General features: G+C 62.2%; 21 protein-coding genes and 1 riboswitch. Of the genes, 14 read left to right on the top strand and 7 right to left on the bottom strand.

All coding sequences use genetic code 11. From position 1 onward, the window contains the following. Positions 1-200 precede the first annotated feature (200 nt). A complete protein-coding gene (locus tag AC1Q61_RS03740) occupies positions 201-1,250 on the top strand; it encodes an ABC transporter substrate-binding protein (RefSeq protein WP_492650936.1) in 1,050 nt (349 codons plus the stop codon). A 58-nt stretch (positions 1,251-1,308) separates the two neighbouring features. Here the strand turns inward: AC1Q61_RS03740 and AC1Q61_RS03735 are convergent, their stop codons facing one another. The 3 genes from AC1Q61_RS03735 to AC1Q61_RS03725 are packed head-to-tail and all read right to left on the bottom strand — an operon-like array spanning position 1,309 to position 4,393. Beyond that, the gene (locus tag AC1Q61_RS03735; protein WP_021345330.1) at positions 1,309-2,409 is read right to left on the bottom strand and encodes a DNA alkylation repair protein; all 1,101 of its coding nucleotides are present in this window, start codon (positions 2,407-2,409) and stop codon (positions 1,309-1,311) included. Continuing rightward, on the bottom strand, positions 2,409-2,726 hold the full coding sequence (locus tag AC1Q61_RS03730; protein WP_428689353.1) for a nuclear transport factor 2 family protein: 318 nt from the start codon (positions 2,724-2,726) through the stop codon (positions 2,409-2,411). Before AC1Q61_RS03730 ends, AC1Q61_RS03735 begins: the two co-directional genes overlap by 1 nt. Beyond that, positions 2,723-4,393 (bottom strand): PucR family transcriptional regulator, encoded by a 1,671-nt coding sequence (locus tag AC1Q61_RS03725; protein ID WP_492650937.1) that lies wholly within the window; start codon positions 4,391-4,393, stop codon positions 2,723-2,725. Before AC1Q61_RS03725 ends, AC1Q61_RS03730 begins: the two co-directional genes overlap by 4 nt. Before the next feature lie 195 nt (positions 4,394-4,588). Here AC1Q61_RS03725 and pruA point away from each other — a divergent pair, with 195 nt between their 5' ends. Next, positions 4,589-6,250, top strand: a complete 1,662-nt coding sequence (pruA, locus tag AC1Q61_RS03720) for an L-glutamate gamma-semialdehyde dehydrogenase (protein ID WP_492650938.1) — start codon at positions 4,589-4,591, stop codon at positions 6,248-6,250. After that, entirely contained in the window at positions 6,250-7,215 is a 966-nt protein-coding gene (locus AC1Q61_RS03715; RefSeq protein ID WP_019745000.1) for a proline dehydrogenase family protein, read from the top strand. The genes pruA and AC1Q61_RS03715 overlap by 1 nt, the downstream gene beginning before the upstream one ends. Here AC1Q61_RS03715 and AC1Q61_RS03710 read toward each other — a convergent pair. Then, entirely contained in the window at positions 7,212-8,510 is a 1,299-nt protein-coding gene (locus AC1Q61_RS03710; protein WP_492650939.1) for an NtaA/DmoA family FMN-dependent monooxygenase, read from the bottom strand. The two genes, AC1Q61_RS03715 and AC1Q61_RS03710, sit on opposite strands and share 4 nt — an antisense overlap. 113 nt (positions 8,511-8,623) lie before the next feature. Beyond that, positions 8,624-9,169 (bottom strand): CGNR zinc finger domain-containing protein, encoded by a 546-nt coding sequence (locus AC1Q61_RS03705; protein ID WP_003939872.1) that lies wholly within the window; start codon positions 9,167-9,169, stop codon positions 8,624-8,626. Positions 9,170-9,237: 68 nt separating this feature from the next. Here AC1Q61_RS03705 and AC1Q61_RS03700 point away from each other — a divergent pair, with 68 nt between their 5' ends. The 7 genes from AC1Q61_RS03700 to metE all read left to right on the top strand — a co-directional run bounded on the left by AC1Q61_RS03700 (position 9,238) and on the right by metE (position 17,120). After that, positions 9,238-10,185 (top strand): EamA family transporter, encoded by a 948-nt coding sequence (locus AC1Q61_RS03700; RefSeq protein WP_003940332.1) that lies wholly within the window; start codon positions 9,238-9,240, stop codon positions 10,183-10,185. Between the two features lie 45 nt (positions 10,186-10,230). Next, positions 10,231-11,187 carry an ABC transporter ATP-binding protein gene (locus AC1Q61_RS03695; protein ID WP_042921758.1) on the top strand — a complete coding sequence of 319 codons (957 nt, stop codon included), beginning with the start codon at positions 10,231-10,233 and terminating at the stop codon, positions 11,185-11,187. Further along, positions 11,187-11,981, top strand: a complete 795-nt coding sequence (locus AC1Q61_RS03690; RefSeq protein ID WP_215516053.1) for an ABC transporter permease — start codon at positions 11,187-11,189, stop codon at positions 11,979-11,981. The genes AC1Q61_RS03695 and AC1Q61_RS03690 overlap by 1 nt, the downstream gene beginning before the upstream one ends. Then, positions 11,982-13,106: a sensor histidine kinase gene (locus AC1Q61_RS03685; RefSeq protein ID WP_492650940.1), complete on the top strand. Its 1,125-nt coding sequence runs from the start codon at positions 11,982-11,984 to the stop codon at positions 13,104-13,106. Next, positions 13,103-13,732, top strand: coding sequence for a response regulator transcription factor (locus AC1Q61_RS03680; RefSeq protein WP_019745007.1), 630 nt, complete (start codon positions 13,103-13,105; stop codon positions 13,730-13,732). Before AC1Q61_RS03685 ends, AC1Q61_RS03680 begins: the two co-directional genes overlap by 4 nt. A gap of 220 nt (positions 13,733-13,952) precedes the next feature. Further along, complete coding sequence (locus AC1Q61_RS03675) at positions 13,953-14,390, top strand: helix-turn-helix domain-containing protein (RefSeq protein WP_019745008.1); 438 nt, start codon at positions 13,953-13,955, stop codon at positions 14,388-14,390. A 97-nt stretch (positions 14,391-14,487) separates the two neighbouring features. Beyond that, a riboswitch (cobalamin riboswitch) is annotated at positions 14,488-14,696 on the top strand. 159 nt (positions 14,697-14,855) lie between these two features. Next, positions 14,856-17,120 carry a 5-methyltetrahydropteroyltriglutamate--homocysteine S-methyltransferase gene (gene metE / locus AC1Q61_RS03670; RefSeq protein WP_492650941.1) on the top strand — a complete coding sequence of 755 codons (2,265 nt, stop codon included), beginning with the start codon at positions 14,856-14,858 and terminating at the stop codon, positions 17,118-17,120. A gap of 58 nt (positions 17,121-17,178) precedes the next feature. On the opposite strand, the gene AC1Q61_RS03665 is transcribed toward metE, so the two are convergent. After that, entirely contained in the window at positions 17,179-18,777 is a 1,599-nt protein-coding gene (locus tag AC1Q61_RS03665; RefSeq protein ID WP_492650942.1) for an ABC transporter substrate-binding protein, read from the bottom strand. A gap of 174 nt (positions 18,778-18,951) precedes the next feature. Beyond that, entirely contained in the window at positions 18,952-19,566 is a 615-nt protein-coding gene (locus tag AC1Q61_RS03660; RefSeq protein WP_003939912.1) for a TetR/AcrR family transcriptional regulator, read from the bottom strand. A 104-nt stretch (positions 19,567-19,670) separates the two neighbouring features. Here AC1Q61_RS03660 and AC1Q61_RS03655 point away from each other — a divergent pair, with 104 nt between their 5' ends. From AC1Q61_RS03655 to fahA, 4 genes are all read left to right on the top strand, one after another. Next, positions 19,671-20,222 (top strand): MarR family winged helix-turn-helix transcriptional regulator, encoded by a 552-nt coding sequence (locus tag AC1Q61_RS03655; RefSeq protein ID WP_007733603.1) that lies wholly within the window; start codon positions 19,671-19,673, stop codon positions 20,220-20,222. Between the two features lie 108 nt (positions 20,223-20,330). Further along, on the top strand, positions 20,331-21,530 hold the full coding sequence (locus AC1Q61_RS03650; protein WP_030535304.1) for a homogentisate 1,2-dioxygenase: 1,200 nt from the start codon (positions 20,331-20,333) through the stop codon (positions 21,528-21,530). Further along, the gene (locus AC1Q61_RS03645) at positions 21,527-22,396 is read left to right on the top strand and encodes a hypothetical protein (protein ID WP_158170086.1); all 870 of its coding nucleotides are present in this window, start codon (positions 21,527-21,529) and stop codon (positions 22,394-22,396) included. The genes AC1Q61_RS03650 and AC1Q61_RS03645 overlap by 4 nt, the downstream gene beginning before the upstream one ends. Further along, a complete protein-coding gene (gene fahA / locus AC1Q61_RS03640; RefSeq protein WP_003940530.1) occupies positions 22,393-23,583 on the top strand; it encodes a fumarylacetoacetase in 1,191 nt (396 codons plus the stop codon). The genes AC1Q61_RS03645 and fahA overlap by 4 nt, the downstream gene beginning before the upstream one ends. Positions 23,584-23,608 lie beyond the last annotated feature (25 nt).

Below are 23,608 nucleotides of genomic sequence, written 5' to 3'. Positions count from 1 at the left end.
ACCTCGAGTTCGGATCAGATGGGCGCGCCCCTCCACAACAAGCCGAATCCGAGGGGCGAGTCCCGTGGCACGAGTCCGTGAAGAATGGCCAAATCCGCTGAGCGGTTGGCGCTTTCGAGTAAGGCTCCGGCTGCGAAGTTCGAATACGTTGGTTAGGCACCCGCCAATGCCCGGAACATCAGATGGAGCTGCGCCTTCTCATGCCTGTGATCGAATCGACCAAAACCTTCCACCCGACGGTGTCCCCTTCTGCGACCGAAACCCCCTTGCAGTCGACAAAAGATGTGGACGACGAATTCAGCCGTCTGATCGATTCCTTGACACGACGCGGGTTCCTGAGCGGTGCGGCGGCGCTCGGTGCACTGGGCGCACTGTCTGCATGTTCGAGCGAATCCAGCGGCACCGAAGCCTCGGACGAGTGGGTCGACATCGTCGTCGCAGACCAGACCTACCGTCTCCCGCGGGACCCCAAGCGTGTCGTGGTGCTCGAAGCCCGAGGCGCCCTCGATTTTGCACTACTGGCCGAGTACCCGATCGTCGCGACCAATTGGGATCCGAAGTCTCAGCTCATGCAACAGGTACCCGCCGGCGCAGCTCGCCTCGGTGGGACGAACAACGAACCGAATGCCGAATCGATACTGAGCTACGACCCCGATCTGTTGGTTGTCGGGAAAGGCTGGTGGGATTACTACCAGGACAGGGGCCTGCTCGGCACTGACATCGCCCCGGTGCTCGTCGTTGACGAGGGCACGACGGGCTCGTCCTGGAAACAGGCCATGACCGCGCAGCTCACGGCGCTCGATCGCCGCGAAGTCGCCGAACGCGTCATCGCCCGATACAACGCCGAACTTGCTCAAGCGCGGGCCAAGATCGGTGGTCTCCTCGAAGGCAAGTCGATTGCGATCGCCGGCGCCGACAGCGGTCAGATCTGGCTGCAGAACAACACGTTCGCCGTGTCGGTTGCACAGGACCTCGGCCTGAACGTCTTGACTGACGCCGCCCATGCCGCACCCGATCGGAAGGATTCGACTTTCTACAGCCTCGAGGAGCTCGCGATCTTCGACCAGGCCGACTTCGTACTGCTACAGAACCCCGACGCCGTCGAAGCCGAGTCGCCGACGTGGAAACGAGTCCGCGCTGTCCAGGACGGCCATGTCGGACAACTGCGATACGACCTCAACAACGGCCTCGCTCTGACTGCGATGGCCCTGGCCGCTGATATCGCCGAACAAGTACAGGTCATGCGCTGACATCCGTGCGGGCATTGGATCGGTACTGGAGTGACCCCGCCACACCTGGTGGGGTCACTCACGCCTCCAAGCGGAATTCGCCTCGCACCTGGCGTACACCGTTGATCTGCACTTCGACGGCATGGTCGCCGGCGTAGTACTTCCGGGTACTGATCGGTTTGAAGGAATGTCTCTTCGCGATGCGGGCCGGCACCCCAGGCTCGAGCGTTCGTGTTGTCAGTTTGAAGACCTTGGGCGTCGTCGTCCCGTTGGCCTTCACGTGGTGGACGATGTAATCGATCACGACGGTGACGGACTCGCTGCCGTTGTTCGTGACGGCGAAGTCGAAGGTGAGTTCTCCACCCGCATCGACTATTTCGCGGTCGATGACGAACCCTTCGACCACGACGTCGGTGGGCGGCGAGAACCCCAGAAGAGACAGAGCATCTGGGTCGCCGGCCTTGATCAACGTCCGCAATGCATGTTTGACGATTTTCAGTGTGTTGGAATCCGGTGTCTGTAACCAACGCTTCGCAGTCGACACGGCGAGCGCTGCGTCAGCACGACTGAGATCGTTGAGATGGTTTGCGACCGAACGTCGTACGTATTCCGAATCATCCTGATACAGCTCGTCGAGAATGGCGATTGTCGACTCGGGACACGCCGTCAATTCTTTCACTCGTCTTCCCCAGGGCAAACGAGTACGAGTGCCTTCGGTCGCCAAGCGCCGGACGTGTTCGTCTTCATGGCCGGTCCAGGTGAGTGCGATCGCCAGCGAACGGTCAAGGTCCGTCTCGAGAAATGTGCGAATTGCGAATTCGGCCGTCAGACGCGACGTCAGCTCGGCAAGCAGAGCCATTCCCTCGTCGAAATCCGACTCGGAGCCACTTCGTGTCGCCGTGACGGCGACAGCTTCGGTCACCGGCCAGATCATCCAACCAGTGAAGGTCTCCGCTGAAAGCGCACGGCGGATGATCTCGGCGAAGGCCGGAAGATCCTGAGGCAGTTCGGCAGTCATCGCGTCCCGCACAACGCGGGTACGTTCGCCGAGACTCATACCGTCGAATTCGGATGTACTACCCCGAACGAGGGCGAGGCGTGTCTGACCGGAGGCTCGCTCGAGACAGCCTGCCAGATCGGCGACGACGGATTTCCCGAGCAGTTCGTCAGCGGTGGGCATCAGGGGCACACCGTGAGAGCGGAAATCCGCTCACCGTCGAGAGTGAAATGGTGATGCAACTGGACGGGGCTTCCGGGAAAATCACCCTCGACCTTCACCGACACGACAACGGCCGAGCCTGGGGTGTTGACCGACTCGATCTTCTGGGTGAAGGTGAACGCCGTCGACACGGCGGACTTCCACGCCACGATTTCTTCGATCCCGACATACGTCCGGCCGTCGTCACGCACCACGGCGTCTTCGGTGAACACGTCACGGACGTCTCCGCCGTCGAAGTACGCGCGCGCTGCGCCTGGCACCTTCGCTGAGTCGATCATTCGCGAAGAGTACTGCTGGGGTCCGACAGGTTCGGCGAACTCACTGCGCGAGCGGACGCCGCCAACTGAATCTCCATCAACAGCCTCGTCGAGGGCTCGGACAGGTCGGTATCTGTTATCTCCTCGACCCTTTTGATCCGATACCTGAGTGTGTTCGGGTGAATGCGAAGCTGCTCGGACGCGCGTCGGACATCGCCCGAATGCGCGAGGTAAACGGAGACGCTTTCACGCATGTTCGACCCGTTACGCCTGTCGTAGACGTCGAGCGCGTCGATTCTCGGATCGTGCAGTTGCTCGTCGGCCGCAATCGCGTCCATGATTTCGCCCAGCAGCACCGGAGTGCGCGAGTCCGCGAGGGTGGTCACACGAATATCCCCCGACGTTCCGTCCAAGACTCGATCCACTTCGGCCCGAGCCTGGGCCACCTCCGCAAGCGTCGAAACCGGCGACGAGACTGCGGCCCGTAAACCCGAGGGCGACACCTTGTCCAAACGCGCGACAACTTCACGGGTCCACGAGACTGTGGATTTCACGGATTGGGTTCGCGGAAACAGCACATAGATCCGGGCGCCGAATGCACTCACCAGCGATTCACGGTGAAAGGCACTGGCGTGCAGGCGCAACGACGACACGAGCTCACCCGAAGCCGACAACACGCTGCCCCCGACACTCGCCACGCCGATCACCATCGCGGGTCCGGACATCGGGATGGACAACGAGGCCGCCAGAGAAGGAACATCGACGCCGCCGCCGCGAACCCCGAGCAAGCGCTGAACCTGTATCGCCTCGTTACTCGGCGCGTCTCGGATGCGCGAAATCAGCCGAGCTGCAATGGCCGCGGCACCGCGGAGCACTCTCTCGGCATCGCCGGCGATGGGAAGCGGGCCTTCCTGAACCCAGATCGTGCCGAGCAGATCAGAACTGAAACCGCTCTCCCCCTTGACGTTCTCGGAAATTCTGCGAATGGGAACCACCAACCGTCGCCTGATCGCGAGGTCTTCGTGCGCGGGCACCTCGACCACGTCGTCACTTCGCCGCAAGCTTTCGAAGACGCCCCACTCCTGCAGCTTTCGGAGGTATTCCCGAGGTCCTTCACGGCCGAGGATCGATTGCCGGCGGAGCTCGTCCGCAGCATCTCCTGATGCCGAATAAGCCATGACGTGGGAACGCTCGTCCTCGATGCTGACCATCCCCCGCGTGAGTGACGCGACGTTCTGCGCCAGCTCGAACAAGTCTGTGTCACTGCCGAATACAACGTCCTCGGAATCTTGACGGGATACCGAATGATCGAGCACGCCCCGGATCGTGGTGAACAATCGATCCCAACGAGCGTCCGGATGGACTGCTATCAAGGCGATCCCGGCGCGCTGTGCCGCCGCGCGCACCGACGTGTCCGAGGCCTCCTTCGACATGACGGCCCGAGGCGCTGATCCCTTCTGATCGACGCGGTTCAGCCAGGCCGCCAATTCTGCTGCGCCGATACCGACAGCGAGCCAGAGCTCAGAGGATTCGACGTCTGCGGTTCCGGGGCGTGTGAGGTCCCCGACCTCCGCAAACACCACGGAGTCGACGAAGACGTCATCACCTGGCGGCGCGAAGACGAGCTCGACAAAGGCTCCGCCCAGCGCCCGAAGGACCGCGTCGAGCCTGACCTCACGGATAGCCACGTACCACCCACTTTCCGGACCGTTCCAACGCCTTAATTTCGAGAATAGTGCATTTTCCTGCGGAAATGGTTCAGCCGATCGAACAAACAGCGTCCGAGAAGTTTGGCCGATCAGCGGATTACTCGCCGACTCCTTTCGGCTTGACTGATGACGACACGACAACTGCCCCACCCATCAGTCTGCCGAAGGATCGTCATGGACGCCGTCACCAATGTCCCCCACCCCTCCAACGAGCCGGTCAACAATTACGGACCGGGAAGCCCGGAACGATCACGCCTACGCACCAAACTTTCCGAACTGGCCGAGACACCCACCGACATCCGACAGGTCATCGGGGGCGTCCACCGAACTGCGGAGGGCAAGCGGGAGAGCGTAGTTCAACCACACCGTCACAGCTCGATCATCGGATCGTTTGCGGGCGCAACGCACTCGGATGTTCGTGATGCCATCGACGCCGCTACGCTCGCCGCCCCGGCCTGGCGCGACCTCTCGTTCGACGACCGAGCTGCGGTCTTCCTCCGCGCCGCCGATCTACTCTCCGGCCCGTGGCGCGAAACCATCGCCGCCGCAACAATGCTCGGTCAGTCGAAGACCGCATATCAGGCCGAGATCGATGCCCCGTGCGAACTGATCGATTTCTGGCGTTTCAACGTCGCGTTCGCTCGTCAGATACTCGCCGACCAACCCGTTTCCGCTCCGGGAGTGTGGAATCGCGTCGAATATCGACCACTCGAAGGTTTTGTCTACGCGATCACCCCCTTCAATTTCACCGCCATCGCCGGAAATCTCCCCAGCGCACCGGCCCTGATGGGCAACACCGTGATCTGGAAGCCGTCACCGACGCAGGCCGTCGCGGCGTACCTGACGATGCAACTACTCGAAGCCGCCGGCCTCCCGCCCGGGGTGATCAATCTTGTTCTCGGCGACGGACCCACGGTGTCTGAGGTCGCGCTGGCCGACCCCCGCCTGGCGGGCATCCACTTCACCGGATCGACCGCAACGTTCCAGCGTTTGTGGCGTGAGGTCGGAGCCAACATCTCGAACTACCGGACGTATCCGCGTCTCGTCGGCGAAACCGGCGGCAAAGATTTTGTACTCGCACACAGTTCAGCAGACCCCGACGTACTCACGACGGCATTGATCCGCGGGGCCTTCGACTATCAGGGACAGAAATGCTCGGCCGCGTCACGGGCATTCGTCCCGAAATCGGTGTGGGCCAAGATGGGCGACACGTTCATCGACACAGTGTCGTCACTGAAGTACGGCGACGTCACCGACCTGACGAACTTCGGCGGCGCCGTCATCGACCAGCGTTCCTTCGACCGCAATGCCGCCGCGATCGTCCGAGCCAAGTCGGCCGGCAGCCTCACCATCGCAGCAGGCGGCGACTACGACGACCGCGAAGGATTCTTCATCTCGCCGACGGTCCTGCTCGGTGACGACCCCAGTGACGAGGCCTTCAGCACCGAGTACTTCGGCCCCATACTCTCCCTGCACGTCTACGACGACTCCGCACCGAATGCGTACGCCGACATCCTCGCTCGTATCGACAGCGGATCCGCGTACGCCCTGACCGGTGCCGTGATCGCCACCGACCGTGCAGCCGTCGATCAAGCTCACCACGGTCTGCGGTTCGCCGCCGGAAACTTCTACGTCAACGACAAGCCGACGGGCGCGGTAGTCGGACAACAGCCCTTCGGCGGCGCTCGAGCTTCCGGTACCAACGACAAGGCCGGTTCACCGCAGAACCTGCTCCGTTGGGCGTCGACACGCACCGTCAAGGAAACCTTCGTTCCTCCCACCGATCATCGCTACCCCCACCAGGACGTCGATCCAGCCGAGAGCGAGAACCGTTGATGAGTGCCGTCTCGCTGAGCAACCCGCTGCGCCCGGTACTCCTCGCGGCGGCACGCTCGTCGCGGCTGGAGAAGACAGTCTCCGGGATGACCCTGACCCGCAAGCTGGTAGACAGGTTCGTCGCCGGGGACGCGGAACCCGCAGCGGTCTCTGCCGTACGCGACATCCTCACCAGTGGCCGGTTCGTGACGGTCGACTACCTCGGCGAGGACACTACCGATCCAGCTCAGGCAACAGCTACCGTCGACGCCTATCTCTCCCTTCTCCGCTCGTACGCAACGCTTTCCGAAGCGGCTGGGACGCAACACACTCTCGAGGTTTCGCTCAAGCTCTCCGCGTTAGGGCAGTCACTTCCCGGCGACGGCGAGAAGATCGCCCTGGCGAACGCTCACCGAATCGTCACAGCGGCAGACGAAGTGGGCGCGTGGGTCACCGTCGATGCGGAGGATCACACCACCACCGACTCGACACTGTCCATCGTCGAAGAGTTGCGCCGCGACTTCCCGACGCTCGGCACGGTCCTGCAGGCGTATCTGCACCGCACCGAGGCCGACTGCCGGCACTTCTCCGGATCAGGTTCACGAATTCGGCTGTGCAAGGGTGCATACAAGGAACCGGCCGACGTTGCGTTCCAAAAGCCCGGCGAAGTCGACGCGTCGTACCTGCGTTGTCTGAAGGTCTTGATGGAAGGTGACGGGTACCCGATGGTCGCCTCCCACGATCCCACCATGATCGACGCCGCCCTCGAACTCGCCACATTGACCGAACGGACAGCCGAGGATTTCGAGTTTCAGATGCTCTACGGCATCCGCGACGGCGAACAACGCAGATTGGTAGCCGAAGGCAATCACCTGCGGGTCTACGTTCCCTACGGCAGCCAGTGGTACGGCTACTTCATGCGTCGCCTGGCGGAACGGCCGGCCAACCTCATGTTCTTCATGCGCTCACTCGCCTCCAACAACTAGGTGCTGGAAACCGGTGGCAGCGGTGGCAACTCGAGGTTCTCACGGAAGGTACCCCCGACGTAATCTGTTCCCACGATTCTGCGCTTGCGTAGTTCCGGCAGCAGTCCGTTCGTGACGAAATCGCGTGTACGCGGATCGGCAAGGTCACCGAGCGTGATGACGTCGAGTACGCCCGCGTCGTATCGTTCCTCGATCGCGTCCGCGAGCTGTTCCGGGGTGCCCGCCGCTGCCCAGTGGCCGGTGTCCTTGGACGCGATGATCAACTCACGCAGAGTCTTTCCTAGTGATGCGAGCTTGCCGAAGATCTCGACCCGGCCCCGTCGTCGATTCACCGACGACGGGTCCGGCAACAACGACTCCGGGATCGGCCGATCCAGCGGCAATTCCGAGAAATCCACGTCACCGCCGAACATGTCGGCAAGCCTGGTGCGTCCGGCGTCGAAGTCCGTCGATTCCTCGGCTTCTCTGACCAATCGTTCGACTTCGGCTTCGGTAGCGCCGTACGTTGCGTGGAACGAGCTGAAAATCAGTGGCAGTTCGTCCCCACGCCCCAACTCTGCCGCCCTGGCGCGGATCGTCTTCGTGTAGGTGACCGCGTCCTCGAAGGTTGCGAGAGAAGTGAATACGACCTCGGCGAAGCGAGCACCCAGTTCGATACCTCCGGCAGATTGGCCTGCCTGGAATTGGACCGGACGACGCTGCGGCAGGGATGGAATGTTCAACGGCCCCTGCACGGTGAAGTACTTGCCTCGGTGCTCGATGGGGACCACCCTCGACGGATCTAGCACCGCAGAGCCCTCTCCCCGGATCAAGGCGCCGGGCTTCCAGCTGTCGAAGAGCGCGTTGACCACCTCGAGCGATTCGGCCGCTCGGGCGTACCGCTCCTCCGGACTCGGCAGGTCCAGGTCGCTGTAGTTCTCTTCTCCGAGTGAGGAAGTGACGGCATTCCATGCGGCTCGACCATTGCTGACGTGGTCCAGGGTGCCGAACAACCGTGCCAGGTTGAATGGGTGATGAAACGTCGTCGTGACGGTGGCGATGAGCCCCACATGGGTGGTGACCGCACTCAGCGCGGCAAGGAAGATCAACGGCTCCTGCGCACCGATCGCGCCCTGCGCACCGAAACTCAGCAGGTCGGCGGCAAACAGTCCGTCGATCTTGTTCGCCTCGGCCGTCTTTGCGACGTCGATCGCGGACGCGACCGTCGAAGTCGTCGGATCGATCGCGGCGTCGTAGATACTCACCGCCCCGCTGACACCGGTCACCGTCTTGAGTGGACGCCTACGATCGGCCACCGACCATCCTCCTGGCTTCGCGAAATCTGTTCCGAATTCACAACGCTAGACCGATCCTGGCTCCCGACAAGGTATTCACTCAGCCTGGTTCTATCCCTCCGAACGCCGCTTGGTCACGCCCCGGATTTACGGGCACGATAGGCGGCGACGTGCGCCCTGTTCCCACAGTTCCCGGTGTCGCAGTATCGCTTCGAACGATTGCGCGACAAATCCACGAAGACCGCTTCGCAGTCCGGGGCCTCGCACCATCGCAACCTCGAGAATTCGTCGGTTCGGATCAGATCGAGCACACCCATCGCCGCTTCTGCGGCCATCCGGTCCACCAGTGGCGAATCGTCAGCGGTGACGTGCAGGTGCCAGCCGAGGTCGTCGTGCCTGGTGAGCCGCGGCCTCGCGCCCGATTCGAGTAGCAGTGTGTTCACCACCTCGACGGCGTCGTCCACTCCCGCGGCTTCCCAGAACTTTCGCAGTCGTGGACGCAGCGCACGAACCGCCGTCAATTCCTCCGGTGTGCCGTCCCGCCTGCCGGTCCAGCGATCCGCGTCGAGAAACCGTGTCAGCTCCTCTTGATCCGGAAGCAGTTCGGCCCCGCCGCGGGCCGTGTTGACCAACGACGCGGCGAAGACGAGCGCCGATTCCGTGTCACCAGCAAAATGCACTTTGACTCCTGAGCCGTATCAACCTAATGTCAGCATCGTAATCGCTTTTACTCCTGACGGGTGACGACGTGAACTCTCGCAACGGCTTGATCTTCGCTCTGCTGTCCGCGGCAACGTTCGGCGTATCGGGCCCGTTCGCGAAATCTCTCATCGAATCAGGGTGGTCCCCCGGCGGCGCAGTGTTCGCGCGCGTTGCCGGCGGCGCACTGGTGATGATGGTGATCGCCGTAGCCACCCAATGGCCTCGCCTACGACAGGTGAGCACCCACACGCGCACGGTACTGCTGTACGGGGTGTTCGCGATCTCGGGCGTTCAACTGTGCTTCTTCAATGCCGTGCAACATCTTTCGGTCGGCGTCGCATTGCTTCTCGAGTACCTTGCACCGATCATCGTCATCGGGTGGGTGTGGATAACCAAGGGCGCGCGTCCGAGCGTGCAGACGCTTCTCGGTGCGGCGGTGGCCTTGATCGGCGCCGCCGTGGTGATCGACGTCTTCGGATCGGCAGAGATCAGTGCCGTCGGAGTCGCCTGGGGACTGGCCGCCGCGGCATGCCTTGCAGTCTATTTCGTCATTTCCGAACGTGCGGACGGTGATCTCCATCCAGTTGTGCTCGCGGCATCGGGGCTCACGGTCAGTGCAGTGGTCATCGGCGCGCTCGGACTCGTAGGCGTCCTCCCCCTCCAGTTCTCGGCCTCGAACGCAGTCGTGGCAGACCATTCGGTGAACGTGTGGCTGCCGGTGGTGGTCCTGGTCCTGGTCAGCACTGTCATTGCCTATCTCACCGGCATCGCCGCGATCACGCTGCTGGGGCCGACAATCGGGTCTCTGGTAGCGCTGACCGAAGTGCTGTGCGCGGTCGTCGCCGCGTGGATCCTGGTCGGGGAATCCGTCACCGCACTCCAAGCTGTAGGTGGCGCAGCAATCATCGCGGGGTTGGTCCTCGCGCGCCTCGGCCAGGTTGCACCGAAACAGATACCGGCCGACCCGATGACAAATGTCATGGCAGAAGAATGACGGACGGACGAGGGATCACGACCTCGAAGCGAGCAGATTCTATGTATGACCTCAACACAGGCACGGCATTCACCACAGGCACTGCATACACGCACTGAAGGATCGGCACACGACGCCGTCCGGTTGACCGGACTTCGCAAGAGTTTCGGAACCGTCGACGCCGTCAAAGGTATCGACCTGAGCATCCGCCCCGGCGAGATCGTCGCGTTCCTCGGCCCGAACGGCGCAGGCAAGACGACAACCATCGACATGATCCTCGGCCTGTCCCGGCCGACGTCAGGCGAGGTGAGCGTCTTCGGAATGTCACCTCGATCGGCGATTGCCCGCGGACTCGTCTCGGCAGTCATGCAGACCGGCGGACTACTGAAAGAGCTGACGGTTGCCGAGACGGTGCAGCTGACCGCCAGCCTGTACTCCCAATCCCGTCCGGTCGACGAAGTGCTGGGGAGAGCCGGAATCCTCGACATCTCCGATCGCCTGGTCAGCAAATGCTCAGGCGGACAACAACAGCGGTTGCGATTTGCGATGGCGTTGCTGTCGAACCCGCAATTGCTCATTCTCGACGAGCCCACCACCGGTATGGACGTCGAAGGGCGTCGGGACTTTTGGTCCGCCATCCGCGCCGACGCAGATCACGGTCGCACTGTGCTTTTTGCGACGCACTACCTCGAAGAGGCCGATGTCTACGCCGACCGCATCATCCTGGTCAGGCAAGGCACCGTGGTCGCAGACGGGACCACCGCCGAGGTCAAGGCGATGGCGTCCGGACGCACCCTGCGCGCGACTGTTCCAGGCATCACCGACGAACTCCTGCGAGCCATACCGAACTCCGACGCCGTCGAGGTGCGCGGTGAGTCGCTGCTCGTGCACTCGGGCGACACCGATGCCGTTGCACGATTCCTGTTGACCAATACGCAGGCTCGCGATCTCGAAATCGTCTCGCGTGGCCTCGAAGACGCATTCATCGCACTCACGTCGAACAACTCCGAAGGACAGAAGTGATGACCACTGAAACCGAAGCGAACACCTACGGAGCCGAGCGAACCGTCGTACCTCTCGGCGGATTCAACACGACGCTACTGCGACTGGAATTTCGTCGCCTGACTCGCAACCGGCGCACGATGATCTTCACGCTCGTCATGCCGGTTGTCTTCTTCCTCGTCTTCGGTCTCGGTCAAGGCGACGACGACCACGGGATCGGGCACGGCAATGTCGCCGCGTACATCATGATCAGCATGGCCCTGTACGGCGCGATGCTGGCCACCACCAGCGGCGGCGCGATGGTCTCGATCGAACGAGCGTCCGGGTGGAGCCGACAACTTCGGCTGACTCCCCTGACCCCGGTCGCCTACATCGCCGTCAAACTGATCATGGCGATGCTGCTCGGTCTCGTCTCGATTCTCGTGGTCTACGTCGTCGGCGCGTTCACCTCGGCGCAGATGGACGGATCACTCTGGTTCACAACGGCATTGATCGCCTGGCTGGGATCGTCGATCTTCGCGGCCTTCGGCCTGTTCATGGGGTACCTACTCCCCAGTGAGAACGTCATGCAGTTGCTCGGACCGGGACTGGCTCTGCTCGCATTCGGCGGCGGACTCTTCGTACCACTCACCGACGGTTCCGTATGGGCGACCATCGCACAGTTCACCCCGATGTTCGGCATCAACGCCCTCGCCCACGCACCGTTGACGGGCAATAGCATTCACTGGACCTGGATCGTCAATATCCTGGTGTGGTTCGCCATCTTCGCCGGCGGAGCGATCTGGCGGTTCCAACGAGATACGGAGCGTGTGTAGTTGTCGCAAACGACTGACCGAGAAGATTCCGTCGCGCTCCCGCGGCGGAATCGTTTCGGCGTTCTCTTCGCGGCGGTCTGGATGGTATTTCTCGGCGGGCCGCTGATCGAGGGATGGAATCTACGCGACGAACTGCGCGGCTGGACAGGGATTCTCGCGACGATCGCCTTCAGTGCCCTCTACCTCTACACCTTCGCCACAACGCAGCAGCGGCGTCGAATGACGATGACTCGGCCGACGATTCGCGAAGCTGCACTGACTTTGGCCGCCTTGACCGCGTTGGCCGCCGTGATGATCGTGAGCGTCGGGCCGACAGGTTTGGCAGCAGCACCGTACCTCGCGGTGACAGCGGTGACACTGTTGCCGACCGTCGCCGGCGGCATTCTCGCCTTGGTGTTCGCGGCCTCCGTGGAGATAGTCAGCCTCTCGTCCGGGTGGGGGAACTACTCCGGACTCTCGCTCGGAGTCTGCGCGGCCGCATTCGCGACCTGGGGCATCATGTCCCTGATCAGCCGCAACTTCGCCATGCTCCATGAACGCGAAGAGCAGGAGCAGCGGGCAATCATGGAGGAGCGAACGAGGATGGCGCGCGATCTGCACGACATCCTCGGACACTCGCTGACCGTCATCACGATCAAAGCCGAACTGGCCAATCGCCTACTCGATGTCGATATCGAACGTGCGCGCAACGAACTCGACGACCTCGAAAGACTTTCGCGTGACGCGTTGGCAGACGTGCGCTCGGCCGTCGAAGGATTTCGTGGGATTTCTCTTCCCGTCGAAATAGCCCGAGCACGAGAGGCATTGCGTGCGGCTGGCATCGAGGACGAGGTGCCGAGCAGTACCGACATGGTTCCCACGCGTCTTCGCGAACTCTTTGCATGGACGATCCGTGAGGGCGTCACCAACGTCGTTCGACACAGCGGTGCGACCCACTGCCGGATCACGGTCGACGAAAATAGTGCGTCGGTCGTCGACGACGGGCAAGGGGCCGGGTCGACGTCTTCCGGCAACGGTCTGATCGGATTACGCGAGCGCGCCGGAGCGTCGGGCGCACGAGTGATCATCACTCATCCCCAGCCGCAGGGGTTTGCACTTCAGGTAGTCGAACAGGAGACAGAGTGAACAGCCAGGGCGATCGAGCAACCATACGGCTGCTCTTGGCGGACGACCAGGCGCTCGTGCGAGGAGCGTTGGCCGCACTACTCGATCTGGAATCCGACCTCTCCGTGGTGGCCGAGGTCGGTCGCGGCGACGAGGTTGTGGCCGCTGTTCTCGAACACCGCCCGGATGTCGCGCTTCTGGACGTCGAGATGCCCGGCATGGACGGAATCGCCGCGACGGCGGCCCTTCGCGAGGCAGCACCCGACACCCGAGTCCTGATCGTCACCACGTTCGGACGTCCCGGATTTCTTCGCAAAGCCCTGCACGCCGGGGCCGGCGGGTTCGTCGTCAAGGACACACCCGCCAGGCAGTTGGCCGACGCAGTCAGGCGTGTCCACGCCGGACTGCGCGTCGTCGATCCCACCCTTGCGGCCGACAGCCTCGTCAGCGGCGAGTCGCCCCTGACGGAGCGTGAGACCCAAGTACTGCGCGCCGCTCACGACGGCGCACCCGTGGCAGCCATCGCAGGGGCGCTCTTCTTGTCCGCAGGGACAGTTCGAAATCATCTGTCATCCGCGATGGGCAAGACAGGTGCGTCGACGCGCGCGGAAGCCGTCAGAATCGCCGAGTCGAACGGCTGGCTCTGATCCGCATGGCCGGAATCCACTTCCCCGGCAAATAGTTCGCCGTTCGATTCTTGACGGCGATTTGTCCAGATCACTCAAAGTAGGGACCTTCTACCCTAGGGGTTTTCCCTGCAAACAAACCCCTTCGCGAGAATCCAAAACAGCTAATCGTTCGATAACTGGCTATGATGCAGTTAATTGAATCGACGGAGCCTGTGCGTAACGGGGGAAGGGACGTCTCATGTCGAACCAGTTCAACGATCGCTTGAACTCGCTGTTCGAGACTGCCGACTTTCACGTCACCAACGCGATGGTCGTTCGCGGCATGACCGAGTTCGGCTGCCGCATCTCGACGCCGTACCTGTCCCAACTGCGCACCGGCGTCCGAACCAACCCGTCACCCGAAGTGGTTGCCGCCCTCGCCCACTTCTTCAACGTCCATCCGGACTACTTCTACGCCCCGTCCGATCAAACTCCGCCCGCGATCTCGGGCGGCGAGGCGGACCTCTCTCTCCTCGAACAGCTGCACAACGTGCGCCTGCGAAACCTCACCTCTCGCGTCGTCGATCTATCGCCGTCTTCGCAGGATCTGCTTGTCGAAATGGCGGAGAATCTACGTTCCTCCGAGAATCTTCCGCGCGTACCACCGGACTCGAATTCCTACATGTCACGCGCGTAGCGCCCTTCGCCGACTCTCCTTGACTGCTCAGGGAGGGTTGGCCTTATGCTGGTCGATGCAGCTGGTTCGCCCGGCGCGGTCATGAGGAGCCCCGAAGACCGTTCCCGGCGTCGAAGCCCCGTCAGCGCAAGCTGTCGGAGTGAGAGGGAACCCGGTGAAAATCCGGGACTGTCCCGCAGCGGTAAGCAGGAACGACCGCCGTTTATGTGCACTGGGCATCCGCCTGGGAAGCGACGGCCAGTAGGTTCGATCCAACTCGATCGAGTGCCCGCGAGTCCGAAGACCTGCCGACTGTGTCGGGCACGCCGTGCCCGACGGTCCACCGCCTCGTGGAATGGGCGTGTAGATCTCCATCGGACCTCGTGTGCGGTGCGGGCAGTACTGTCCGCCGAAACTCGAGGTCTCGTGAGGTGTACCCGTCTGCCGGCAGTGGCCATCAATGCATTGGCAATCTGGAGAAACTCCGTGACAACAACATTCACTTCGACCGTGCTGGGCTCACCGCGCATCGGTCCTCATCGAGAACTCAAGCGGGCAACCGAAAGCTACTGGGCAGGGCGCATCGACGCCGACGCCCTGCAGGCTGTCGCCCGTGACCTCCGTCGGCAGGGCTTGGCCGACCTCCGTGACCTGGGCCTCGACTCCATCCCGGTCAATACCTTCTCCTTCTACGACCAGATGCTCGACACCGCAGTTCTTCTCGGCGCGCTGCCCGACCGCGTCGCGTCGGTCGCCGATCCGTTGGACCGCTACTTTGCCGCCGCCCGTGGGACGGACACCATCGCGCCACTCGAAATGACGAAGTGGTTCGACACCAACTACCACTACCTGGTGCCGGAGATTTCACCGTCCACCACGTTCGCACTCGACCCGTCCAAGGTCTTGTCCGAACTGGCAGAAGCACTTTCCGACGGCATTGCAGCCCGCCCGGTCGTCATCGGACCGGTCACCTTCCTGCTGCTCTCGAAGGCTGTCGGCACAGACGAGCCGCTGCTCTCGCGGCTCGACGAACTACTCCCCCTCTACGCGGATCTACTCGGTCGGCTCGCGAAGGCCGGTGCGAGCTGGGTTCAGCTCGACGAACCCGCCCTCGTGGGCGATCGCACCGATGAGGAAATCGAAGCGGCACGCGCTGCGTACGAACAGCTTTCAGCGCTGTCCGAGCGGCCGTCGATCCTGTTGGCGTCGTACTTCGGTTCGCTGCGTGACGCGTTGCCCGCGCTTGCGTCCACCGGCGTCGAAGGATTTGCCGTCGACCTGGTGGCCGGTCAGGATTCGATCGGCTCCGTACCTGAACTCGCCCGCAAACTAATCGTCGCCGGAGTGGTCGACGGACGAAACATCTGGCGGTCCGATCTGGACTCGGCACTGAGCACTTTGGGTGCCTTGCTCGGCAGCGTCGACACGCTTGCCGTCTCCACGTCGTGCTCTCTGCTGCACGTTCCGTACACACTCGACGCTGAGTCCGATGTCGACAAGGCCCTGCGCTCGTGGCTCGCGTTCGGCACCGAGAAGGTCAAGGAAGTAGTAACTCTCGCAACCGCTCTCACACTGGGCCGAGAGTCGGTGGAGGACGAGTTCGCTCTGGCACGAGCGGCCGCGTCGACCCGCAAGGACGATCGCAGACTTAATGATGCGAGTGTTCGAGGCCGTCTGGACGCGGTGCTGAACTCGGCAACCGGTCGCGCGCCCGCCGCCGAACGTCGCGCTGCCCAGGACGAGCTGCTTTCTCTGCCGCCGCTGCCCACGACGACCATCGGTTCGTACCCGCAAACCTCGAAGATCCGCATCGCTCGCGCAGCACTGCGCAAGGGCGAGATCGACGAAGCCGAGTACGTCAACCGTATGCGCGCCGAAATTGCCGAAGTTGTTGCGCTCCAAGAAAAGCTGGACCTGGACGTGCTTGTTCACGGTGAGCCGGAACGCAACGACATGGTCCAGTACTTCGCGGAGCAGTTGGACGGATTCTTCGCCACCGCCAACGGTTGGGTCCAGTCGTACGGCACCCGCTGCGTGCGTCCGCCGATTCTGTACGGCGACGTCTCGCGCCCGAAGCAGATGACCGTCGACTGGATCACGTACGCGCAGTCCCTGACCGACAAGCCGGTCAAGGGCATGCTCACCGGACCCGTCACCATTCTGGCCTGGTCGTTCGTCCGTGACGACCAACCCCTCGCCGACTCGGCAAATCAAGTCGCACTGGCAATTCGAGACGAGACCGTCGATCTGCAGGCCGCCGGAATCGGAATCATCCAGGTCGACGAACCGGCTCTGCGAGAACTGCTCCCACTGCGTGCCGAGGATCAGCGCGCCTACCTGGACTGGTCGGTCGGCGCCTTCCGGTTGGCTACCTCGGGCGTCGCGGATTCCACTGCGATCCACACGCACCTGTGCTACTCCGAGTTCGGAGCGGTGATCGGCGCCATCGCCGGCCTCGACGCGGACGTCACGTCCATCGAGGCGGCGCGCTCACACATGGAGGTCCTCGACGATCTCAGTTCGGTCGGGTTCGATCTCGGCGTCGGCCCGGGTGTCTACGACATCCACTCGCCGCGGGTGCCGAGCGTCGACGAGATTGCCGAATCCCTGCGTGAGGCACTCAAAGCTGTTCCTGTCGAACGATTGTGGGTCAATCCGGACTGCGGATTGAAGACACGGGGGCCGATCGAGGTCGAAGCATCGCTTCGTAACCTCGTCGAAGCCGCGAAGTTGGTACGAGCGGAGCTTTAGGGGCAAAGCCCCTGTGCGCCTTTTTGGTAGTGGGAACTACCAAAAAGGCGCACGGGGGTCAGCTCAACCACGTATTGCCGAAGAGCAGAATCCCGTCCGCACTCGGGGTCACTCCGTGGACGTTCTCGCGCCACGGGATGAAGACCTTGCCGGAGTTGACCACGGCCATCGGCGCCGTCTCGTTGACCACGGTCTGAATATCGTCGATGACGGCTCGCCGCTCATCCTCGCCCGACGCTGTTTGCAGCTTGCCGAGCAACTCGTCCATCCGAGCGTTCTTGTAACCGAGGATGTTCGACGGCGAATCGCTGAACAGGTTGCCGTACATACGCACGAACGGTGACTCTTCCAGCACGTTGAACGCGAAGTAGGACACGTCGTAGTCATGCTTTGCGTACAGCATGGAAATCAGATCGTTGATGCTGGTTGCGTAGGTGATGTCGACCGTGAAACCCACTGCCTGCAAGAGCGACTGAAACGTCAGTGCGCTGCGCTGTGTCGCCGGATCGTTCATCCCGACGTACGTCAGTTTTCCGTCGTAACCGTCCGCCTTCGCCTCGGCGAGATACTTCTTGGCCGCCTCGGGGTCGAAGCCGTTCCCGGCCACCGATCCGTGCCACTGCGACCACGACGCGAACATGTCGGTGCCGGGTTCGCCGAAGCCGCCCTGAACTCGCTCGTTGAACGTATTCGGGTCCACCGCAGCGACAATCGCCTTACGCACGCGCTCGTCCTTCGCTGCCCGATCGTCGCGCTGATTGATTGCCAGAACTCCGGCCATGCTGGCCGAGTACACAAATCCGGGATCACCGGCTTCGAAAGCCTCGTGAATGAAGTCGGGAGACTTCAGATAGGCAACCTGGATTCCGTCGGTGTGCAATCCTTCCAGTTTGCTCTTCTCGTTGACGATTGCGGGAAAGCGCAACTTCTCGAGGTACGGCGCCCCGTCCCAGTACGTCGGACGGGCAGCGAGCACCAATTCGTCCTGGGAGGCGAACTTCTCGACGGTGAACGGGCCTGCCCCGATCGGGGTGAACGTGCCGGTAGCCATCGACGAGGGCGCGACGATCATGCCGGGACCGGTGGTGAACATGATCGGGAACTCGTCCCACGGCTGCGCCAATGTAAAGACGACCGTACTCGGATCCGGTGAATTCGTCTCGCGCACAGCGGTCTTCCACACCAGCGCGTGAGTTCCCTTCTTCTGCAGATAGTGATCGATGCTCCACAGGACTGCCGCACTGTCCATCGGAGTGCCGTCGCTGAAGGTGACGCCGTCGCGCAATTTCAGTGTCCACACCGTGTTGTCGCCGTTGGCCGACAACGACTGAGCCAAGTGGGGAACATACTCGCCCGCCGACGTATCGAAGCGCATGAGAAGGTCGTAGATGGCTGCCATTTCGCTACCACCGGTAGCGCCGCCGTCCTGACGGTCAGCCGGATCGAGGCTACTGATCCCGTTGTAGGTGGCAAACGACACGGTGCCACCCGATCGCGGCTCTCCCCCGTTGTTCTGGTCACCGACAACTCCGACCGTCACGTCCGATGCATCCGTGGTCGTACCTTGGCTGCTACCGGCGCACCCCGTCACCACCAGCGTCGCCGACGCCAGGACAACCATCCAGATTCGAGCGCGGACTCGGTACGAGCGCTTCATTGCGACTCACTTTCACAGTTCACGGATACGTCGATCCCTGGATCGGACACCCCGACATATTTGTAAGTGAATTCTAGGTAAGGTCTCGTCCTGCGTCTTCGTTTTCACAAAGCCGAAGCGATAATTCGCGTTCATGACAGAAGAAACAAGAACTGAATTCTAGGTTGAAACCGTTCAGCGAATTACCAGCCCGATGACGTCTTCGACGTTCCGCTGGGCCTCTGCGAATCCGATCCGGCCACTGGTCCACAGCGCAAGGGCCGTCAGCATCGTGCCGCCTATTGCCACGGCCGCAACCCTCGCCGTCTCGGCCGGGACGCCGTCCATCAACTCGAACAGCATTCTCCGATGTGCCGCTGCGCGCAGATCCAACGACTCGATCACGAACTGATCCGAGGACGAATGGAGTTCGATCTCCAACCGAGCGAAGTAGGGCCTACGCTCGAATGCCTTCATCTCGCGGCGATGAAGTGCCAGAACCCGCTCGTACGCGTTGTTCTCACCACCGTCTGCCCGCAACTTCTCAGGACGACGGACCGATTCGAGACCGCTCCACGCCGTCATCGCCGCAGCCAGAAGTTGCTGTTTGGTCGGAAAGTAGCGATACAGCGTTCCGAGTGCGACGCCTGAACGCTCCGAGACGTCTTTCATCTGGATTCGATCCGACGGCATCTCGGCCAGCATCTCGACCACCGCCGTGGTCAGTCGTCCTCTCCGCTCGAGTTGCCCCACCGACATGAGGTCGACGTCCAAGGGAAACTCGTCGCTGCGCGCAGTCACGCGCGTCACGATAGTTCAGAATCCTGACCGCAGTGCCGGGTTGCGAAGTTTCATCGTAACCCCGAGATCTAATACATGGATTAATCAACTGCAGATCGCGCTAGGGTTAGTCCATGACTGACCGGACAACCGATGACCAGCCAACCGTCGGCGTGCTGAACTTCTGGTCGTTCATCGAACTGGCCAACAAGCGACTGGCCACCGAACACGGCTTTCGCGACCAGCTGGCCACCGAGGTACTACTTACACTCAATCGGGCTTCCAACGTGGTCACCTACGATCTCGAGTCGTCGATCCACCGCCCTCGCGGCTGGTCATGGTCCTCCTTCAGGCTGTTGTTCGTCACCTGGCTGGCCGGTCCGATCGAGCCGAAGGCTGCCGCCGAGCTCACCGGCATGAGTAGGGCAGCGGTCTCCAATCTGTCCAAGTCGCTGCTGGCAGACGGATTGATCGATCGTCGGCCCACCGAGAACGACGGCCGTTCCGTCCAGCTGTACCTGACCGCCAAGGGCCGAGAAGCCATGGTCGAAGCCTTTCGCGAGCAGAACGAACGCGAACACGCCTGGGTAAGCGTCCTGAGCGAGGCCGAACAGCGAATTCTTGTCATGCTCCTGGACAAACTGATCACCAACCGCAGCCAGTTCGACGTACGCGGACGTAACTGACATAGACCCGAACCCCTTGGAGGGTTGCACTCATCACATCATTTTAGTTAATGTGTTTACTATCTGGTGGAGGTGAGCCAGGCAGAACAGCACAGAAGGAGCCCCGTCATGGCGTTCTATCGACAACTCGGCAACATCCCACCGAAGCGTCACACCCAACACCGTGACGAGTCCGGCAACCTCTACTACGAAGAGCTGATGGGAGAGGAAGGTTTCTCCTCGGATTCTTCGTTGCTGTACCACCGCGAGATCCCGTCGGCCATCGTCGACGCAACGGTCTGGGAACTGCGCGATCAGAGCACAACCCCCAACCATCCCCTCAAACCGCGCCATCTGAAACTCCACACGCTGTTTCCCGAAAGCACCTGGAACGAGACCGACGTGGTAACCGGCCGTCGTCTCATCCTCGGAAATGCCGACGTGCGATTGTCCTACGTCGTTGCGGCAGCGCCATCTCCCCTGTATCGCAACGCAATCGGCGACGAGATGGTCTACATCGAATCTGGCGAGGCGACCGTCGAGACCGTCTTCGGTGCACTCGAGGCCAGTGAAGGTGACTACGTCCTGATCCCGATGTCCACAACGCATCGATGGATCCCCAAGGGTGACAAGCCACTTCGTGCCTACGCCATCGAGGCGAACAGTCACATCGTCCCGCCCAAGCGCTATCTTTCCCGCTTCGGCCAGCTGCTCGAGAACGCACCGTTCTGTGAACGAGACCTGCACGGACCGATCGCGCCCATGATCGCCGAAGGAACCGACGTCGAAGTACTGGTCAAGCACCGAACGTCGGCGGGCATCGTCGGCACCCGAATGGTTTATCCCACGCACCCTTTCGATGTCGTCGGCTGGGACGGCTGCCTGTACCCGTACACCTTCAACATCTCCGACTACGAGCCGATCACGGGCCGTGTTCACCAACCGCCGCCGGCGCACCAGGCGTTCGAGGGGAACAACTTCGTGATCTGCAACTTCGTTCCGCGCAAGGTCGACTACCACCCCCTGTCGATCCCGGTGCCGTACTACCACTCGAACGTCGACTCGGACGAGATCATGTTCTACTGCGGCGGTGACTACGAGGCGCGCAAGGGTTCCGGCATCGGACAGGGTTCGATATCTATTCATCCCGGCGGCCACGCCCACGGACCACAACCCGGCGCCTACGAGCGGAGCATCGGCGCCGAGTTCTTCGACGAGCTCGCCGTGATGGTCGATACGTTCCGGCCCCTCGAATTGGGTGAGGGAGCCCTGGCCTGCGAGGACGAAGCGTACGCCTGGAGTTGGGCAGGGCGGGGGCCTAGGCAATGACGATCATCTCCCCACTCCTGCGTGGCCTGTGCGACGACGCAGCACTCTTCCCACCCGGCAATGCTCCTCTCGCCGAGGCAATTCCGGCCCACGCCGCCTACCTGCAGGCGGATTACGACGCACTGGTCGGGCCTTTCGTTTTTCCCGCGCCGCGACTGAGCGAACTGGCTGCGTACGTTTCAGCGGACAGCCCGGTGACGCTGAGCCTGACCGTGCCGGCCGGCCCATCCGATACGGCGGCCGCACTCTCGAACGCGCTCGCCATCCCTGGTGTTCACGTCGCCGCCGTCGAGGTGGGAATTCCTGACGGGTTGGACGCCGATGCGGCCTTCGAGGAACTCTCTCGTGTCCATGCCGCTCATCCCGACGTCGACATTTTTGTCGAGGTGCCTCGAGGTGATCGGCGCGCGGGCTATCTCACAGCTCTCGAAACTGCCGGGCATTCCGCAAAGTTTCGCACCGGCGGGATTGTCGCCGAGGCGTACCCGAACGAGGAAGAGCTCGCCGATGCGGTGATATCCGTTGTCCGAGCGAATATCCCGTTCAAGGCGACTGCGGGACTGCACCACGGTGTGCGCAACACCGATCCGGAAACAGGCTTCGAGCAACACGGCTTCCTCAACATCATGGTGGCCGTCGACGCGGCGAGGCGGGGCGCCGATCGTTCGGAAATTGTTGCTGCACTGTCTCAGCGCGATGGAAAATCGATCGCGCAAGCCCTGGCCGACCTCACCGAGGACGAGGCCGGCGAGGTGCGTCGCCGATTCCTCTCGTTCGGTACCTGCAGCATCTCGGACCCTCTGACCGAGCTGGAAGGCCTCGGGTTGATCGTCCGCTCCGACAAAACCGAAGGAACTCTCGTATGACTGTCACGACCATCGACATTCCCGCCGACTCACTGTTCGGTCTCGACAATCTGCCGTACGGGGTCTTCTCCCCCGCGGGAGGGTTACCGCGTGTCGGTGTGCGCGTCGCCGAATCGGTGGTCGATCTCGCAGCGACACTAGGTGATTCCGTCTTCTCCGAACCGACTCTGAACGCGTTCATGGCTCAGGGACGAGATCAGTGGGTATCGGTGCGAAACCGGATCACGGAGCTCGTGACTAGCGAAATAGACTCGAATGCAGTGTTTTCCGTTGATTCGGTGACAATGCATTTGCCGATCGCAGTGGCCGATTACGTCGACTTCTACGCCTCGGAGAATCACGCAACCAACCTCGGGCGGTTGTTCCGCCCGGACGCAGCCCCCTTGATGCCGAACTGGAAGCATCTTCCCGTCGGATACCACGGGCGCTCGAGCACCATCGTCGTCTCCGGCACCGACATCGTTCGTCCCTGCGGACAGCGGAAGGCACCCGATCAGGAAAGCCCGGACTTCGGACCGTCCCGGCGCCTCGACATCGAAGCCGAGATGGGGTTCATCGTCGGAACTCCCTCGAAGATGGGCGATTCCATCACCCCGGACGAATTTGCCGAGTACGTCTTCGGCGCCGTGGTCGTGAACGACTGGTCTGCCCGAGACATCCAGGCGTGGGAGTACGTGCCCCTCGGTCCGAACCTGGGGAAGAGTTTCGCGACCTCCATCTCACCGTGGGTCGTACCCTTGCTCGCTCTCGAAGCAGCCCGAATCGACACTCCGGTGCAGGATCCCGAACCGCTTTCCTATCTGCGTGGTGAAGAGAAGTGGGGGCTGGACATCGACCTGGCCGTCGAATGGAACGGTCACGTCGTCTCCCGGCCGCCCTACGCCCAGATGTACTGGTCGCCTGCGCAGATGCTCGCGCACACCACCATCAACGGCGCAGCAGCGAGCACCGGCGATCTCTTCGCGTCCGGAACCATTTCCGGACCGGACAAAGATCAGCGCGGCGCCTTCATCGAGCTGACGTGGGGCGGCAAGGAACCCGTAGCTGTGGGCTCCGAGACCCGTACCTTTCTCGAAGACGGCGACACCATCGCCATCTCAGCCACCGCTCCCGGCGTCGGCGGATCACGAATCGGCTTCGGGGATGTTCACGCTCGGATCCTGCCTGCAACGCAAACCGAAAGATAGTGATTGACAACTGTTTGATTCACGC

Source organism: Rhodococcus sp. MPR-R1B (assembly GCF_058793255.1).
Note: the sequence above shows the minus strand (reverse complement) of the source record. Positions and strands in the feature narration are given on the sequence as shown.

Excerpts from the sequence above, each read along its gene's own strand:
- AC1Q61_RS03645 (WP_158170086.1), top strand. The coding sequence starts at position 21,527 with ATGACGATCATCTCCCCACTCCTGCGTGGCCTGTGCGACGACGCAGCA.
- AC1Q61_RS03735 (WP_021345330.1), bottom strand. The coding sequence starts at position 2,409 with ATGCCCACCGCTGACGAACTGCTCGGGAAATCCGTCGTCGCCGATCTG.
- pruA (WP_492650938.1), top strand. The coding sequence starts at position 4,589 with ATGGACGCCGTCACCAATGTCCCCCACCCCTCCAACGAGCCGGTCAAC.
- AC1Q61_RS03730 (WP_428689353.1), bottom strand. The coding sequence starts at position 2,726 with ATGATCGACTCAGCGAAGGTGCCAGGCGCAGCGCGCGCGTACTTCGAC.
- AC1Q61_RS03665 (WP_492650942.1), bottom strand. The coding sequence starts at position 18,777 with ATGAAGCGCTCGTACCGAGTCCGCGCTCGAATCTGGATGGTTGTCCTG.
- AC1Q61_RS03690 (WP_215516053.1), top strand. The coding sequence starts at position 11,187 with ATGACCACTGAAACCGAAGCGAACACCTACGGAGCCGAGCGAACCGTC.
- AC1Q61_RS03695 (WP_042921758.1), top strand. The coding sequence starts at position 10,231 with ATGACCTCAACACAGGCACGGCATTCACCACAGGCACTGCATACACGC.
- AC1Q61_RS03715 (WP_019745000.1), top strand. The coding sequence starts at position 6,250 with ATGAGTGCCGTCTCGCTGAGCAACCCGCTGCGCCCGGTACTCCTCGCG.
- AC1Q61_RS03740 (WP_492650936.1), top strand. The coding sequence starts at position 201 with ATGCCTGTGATCGAATCGACCAAAACCTTCCACCCGACGGTGTCCCCT.
- AC1Q61_RS03675 (WP_019745008.1), top strand. The coding sequence starts at position 13,953 with ATGTCGAACCAGTTCAACGATCGCTTGAACTCGCTGTTCGAGACTGCC.
- AC1Q61_RS03650 (WP_030535304.1), top strand. The coding sequence starts at position 20,331 with ATGGCGTTCTATCGACAACTCGGCAACATCCCACCGAAGCGTCACACC.
- fahA (WP_003940530.1), top strand. The coding sequence starts at position 22,393 with ATGACTGTCACGACCATCGACATTCCCGCCGACTCACTGTTCGGTCTC.
- AC1Q61_RS03655 (WP_007733603.1), top strand. The coding sequence starts at position 19,671 with ATGACTGACCGGACAACCGATGACCAGCCAACCGTCGGCGTGCTGAAC.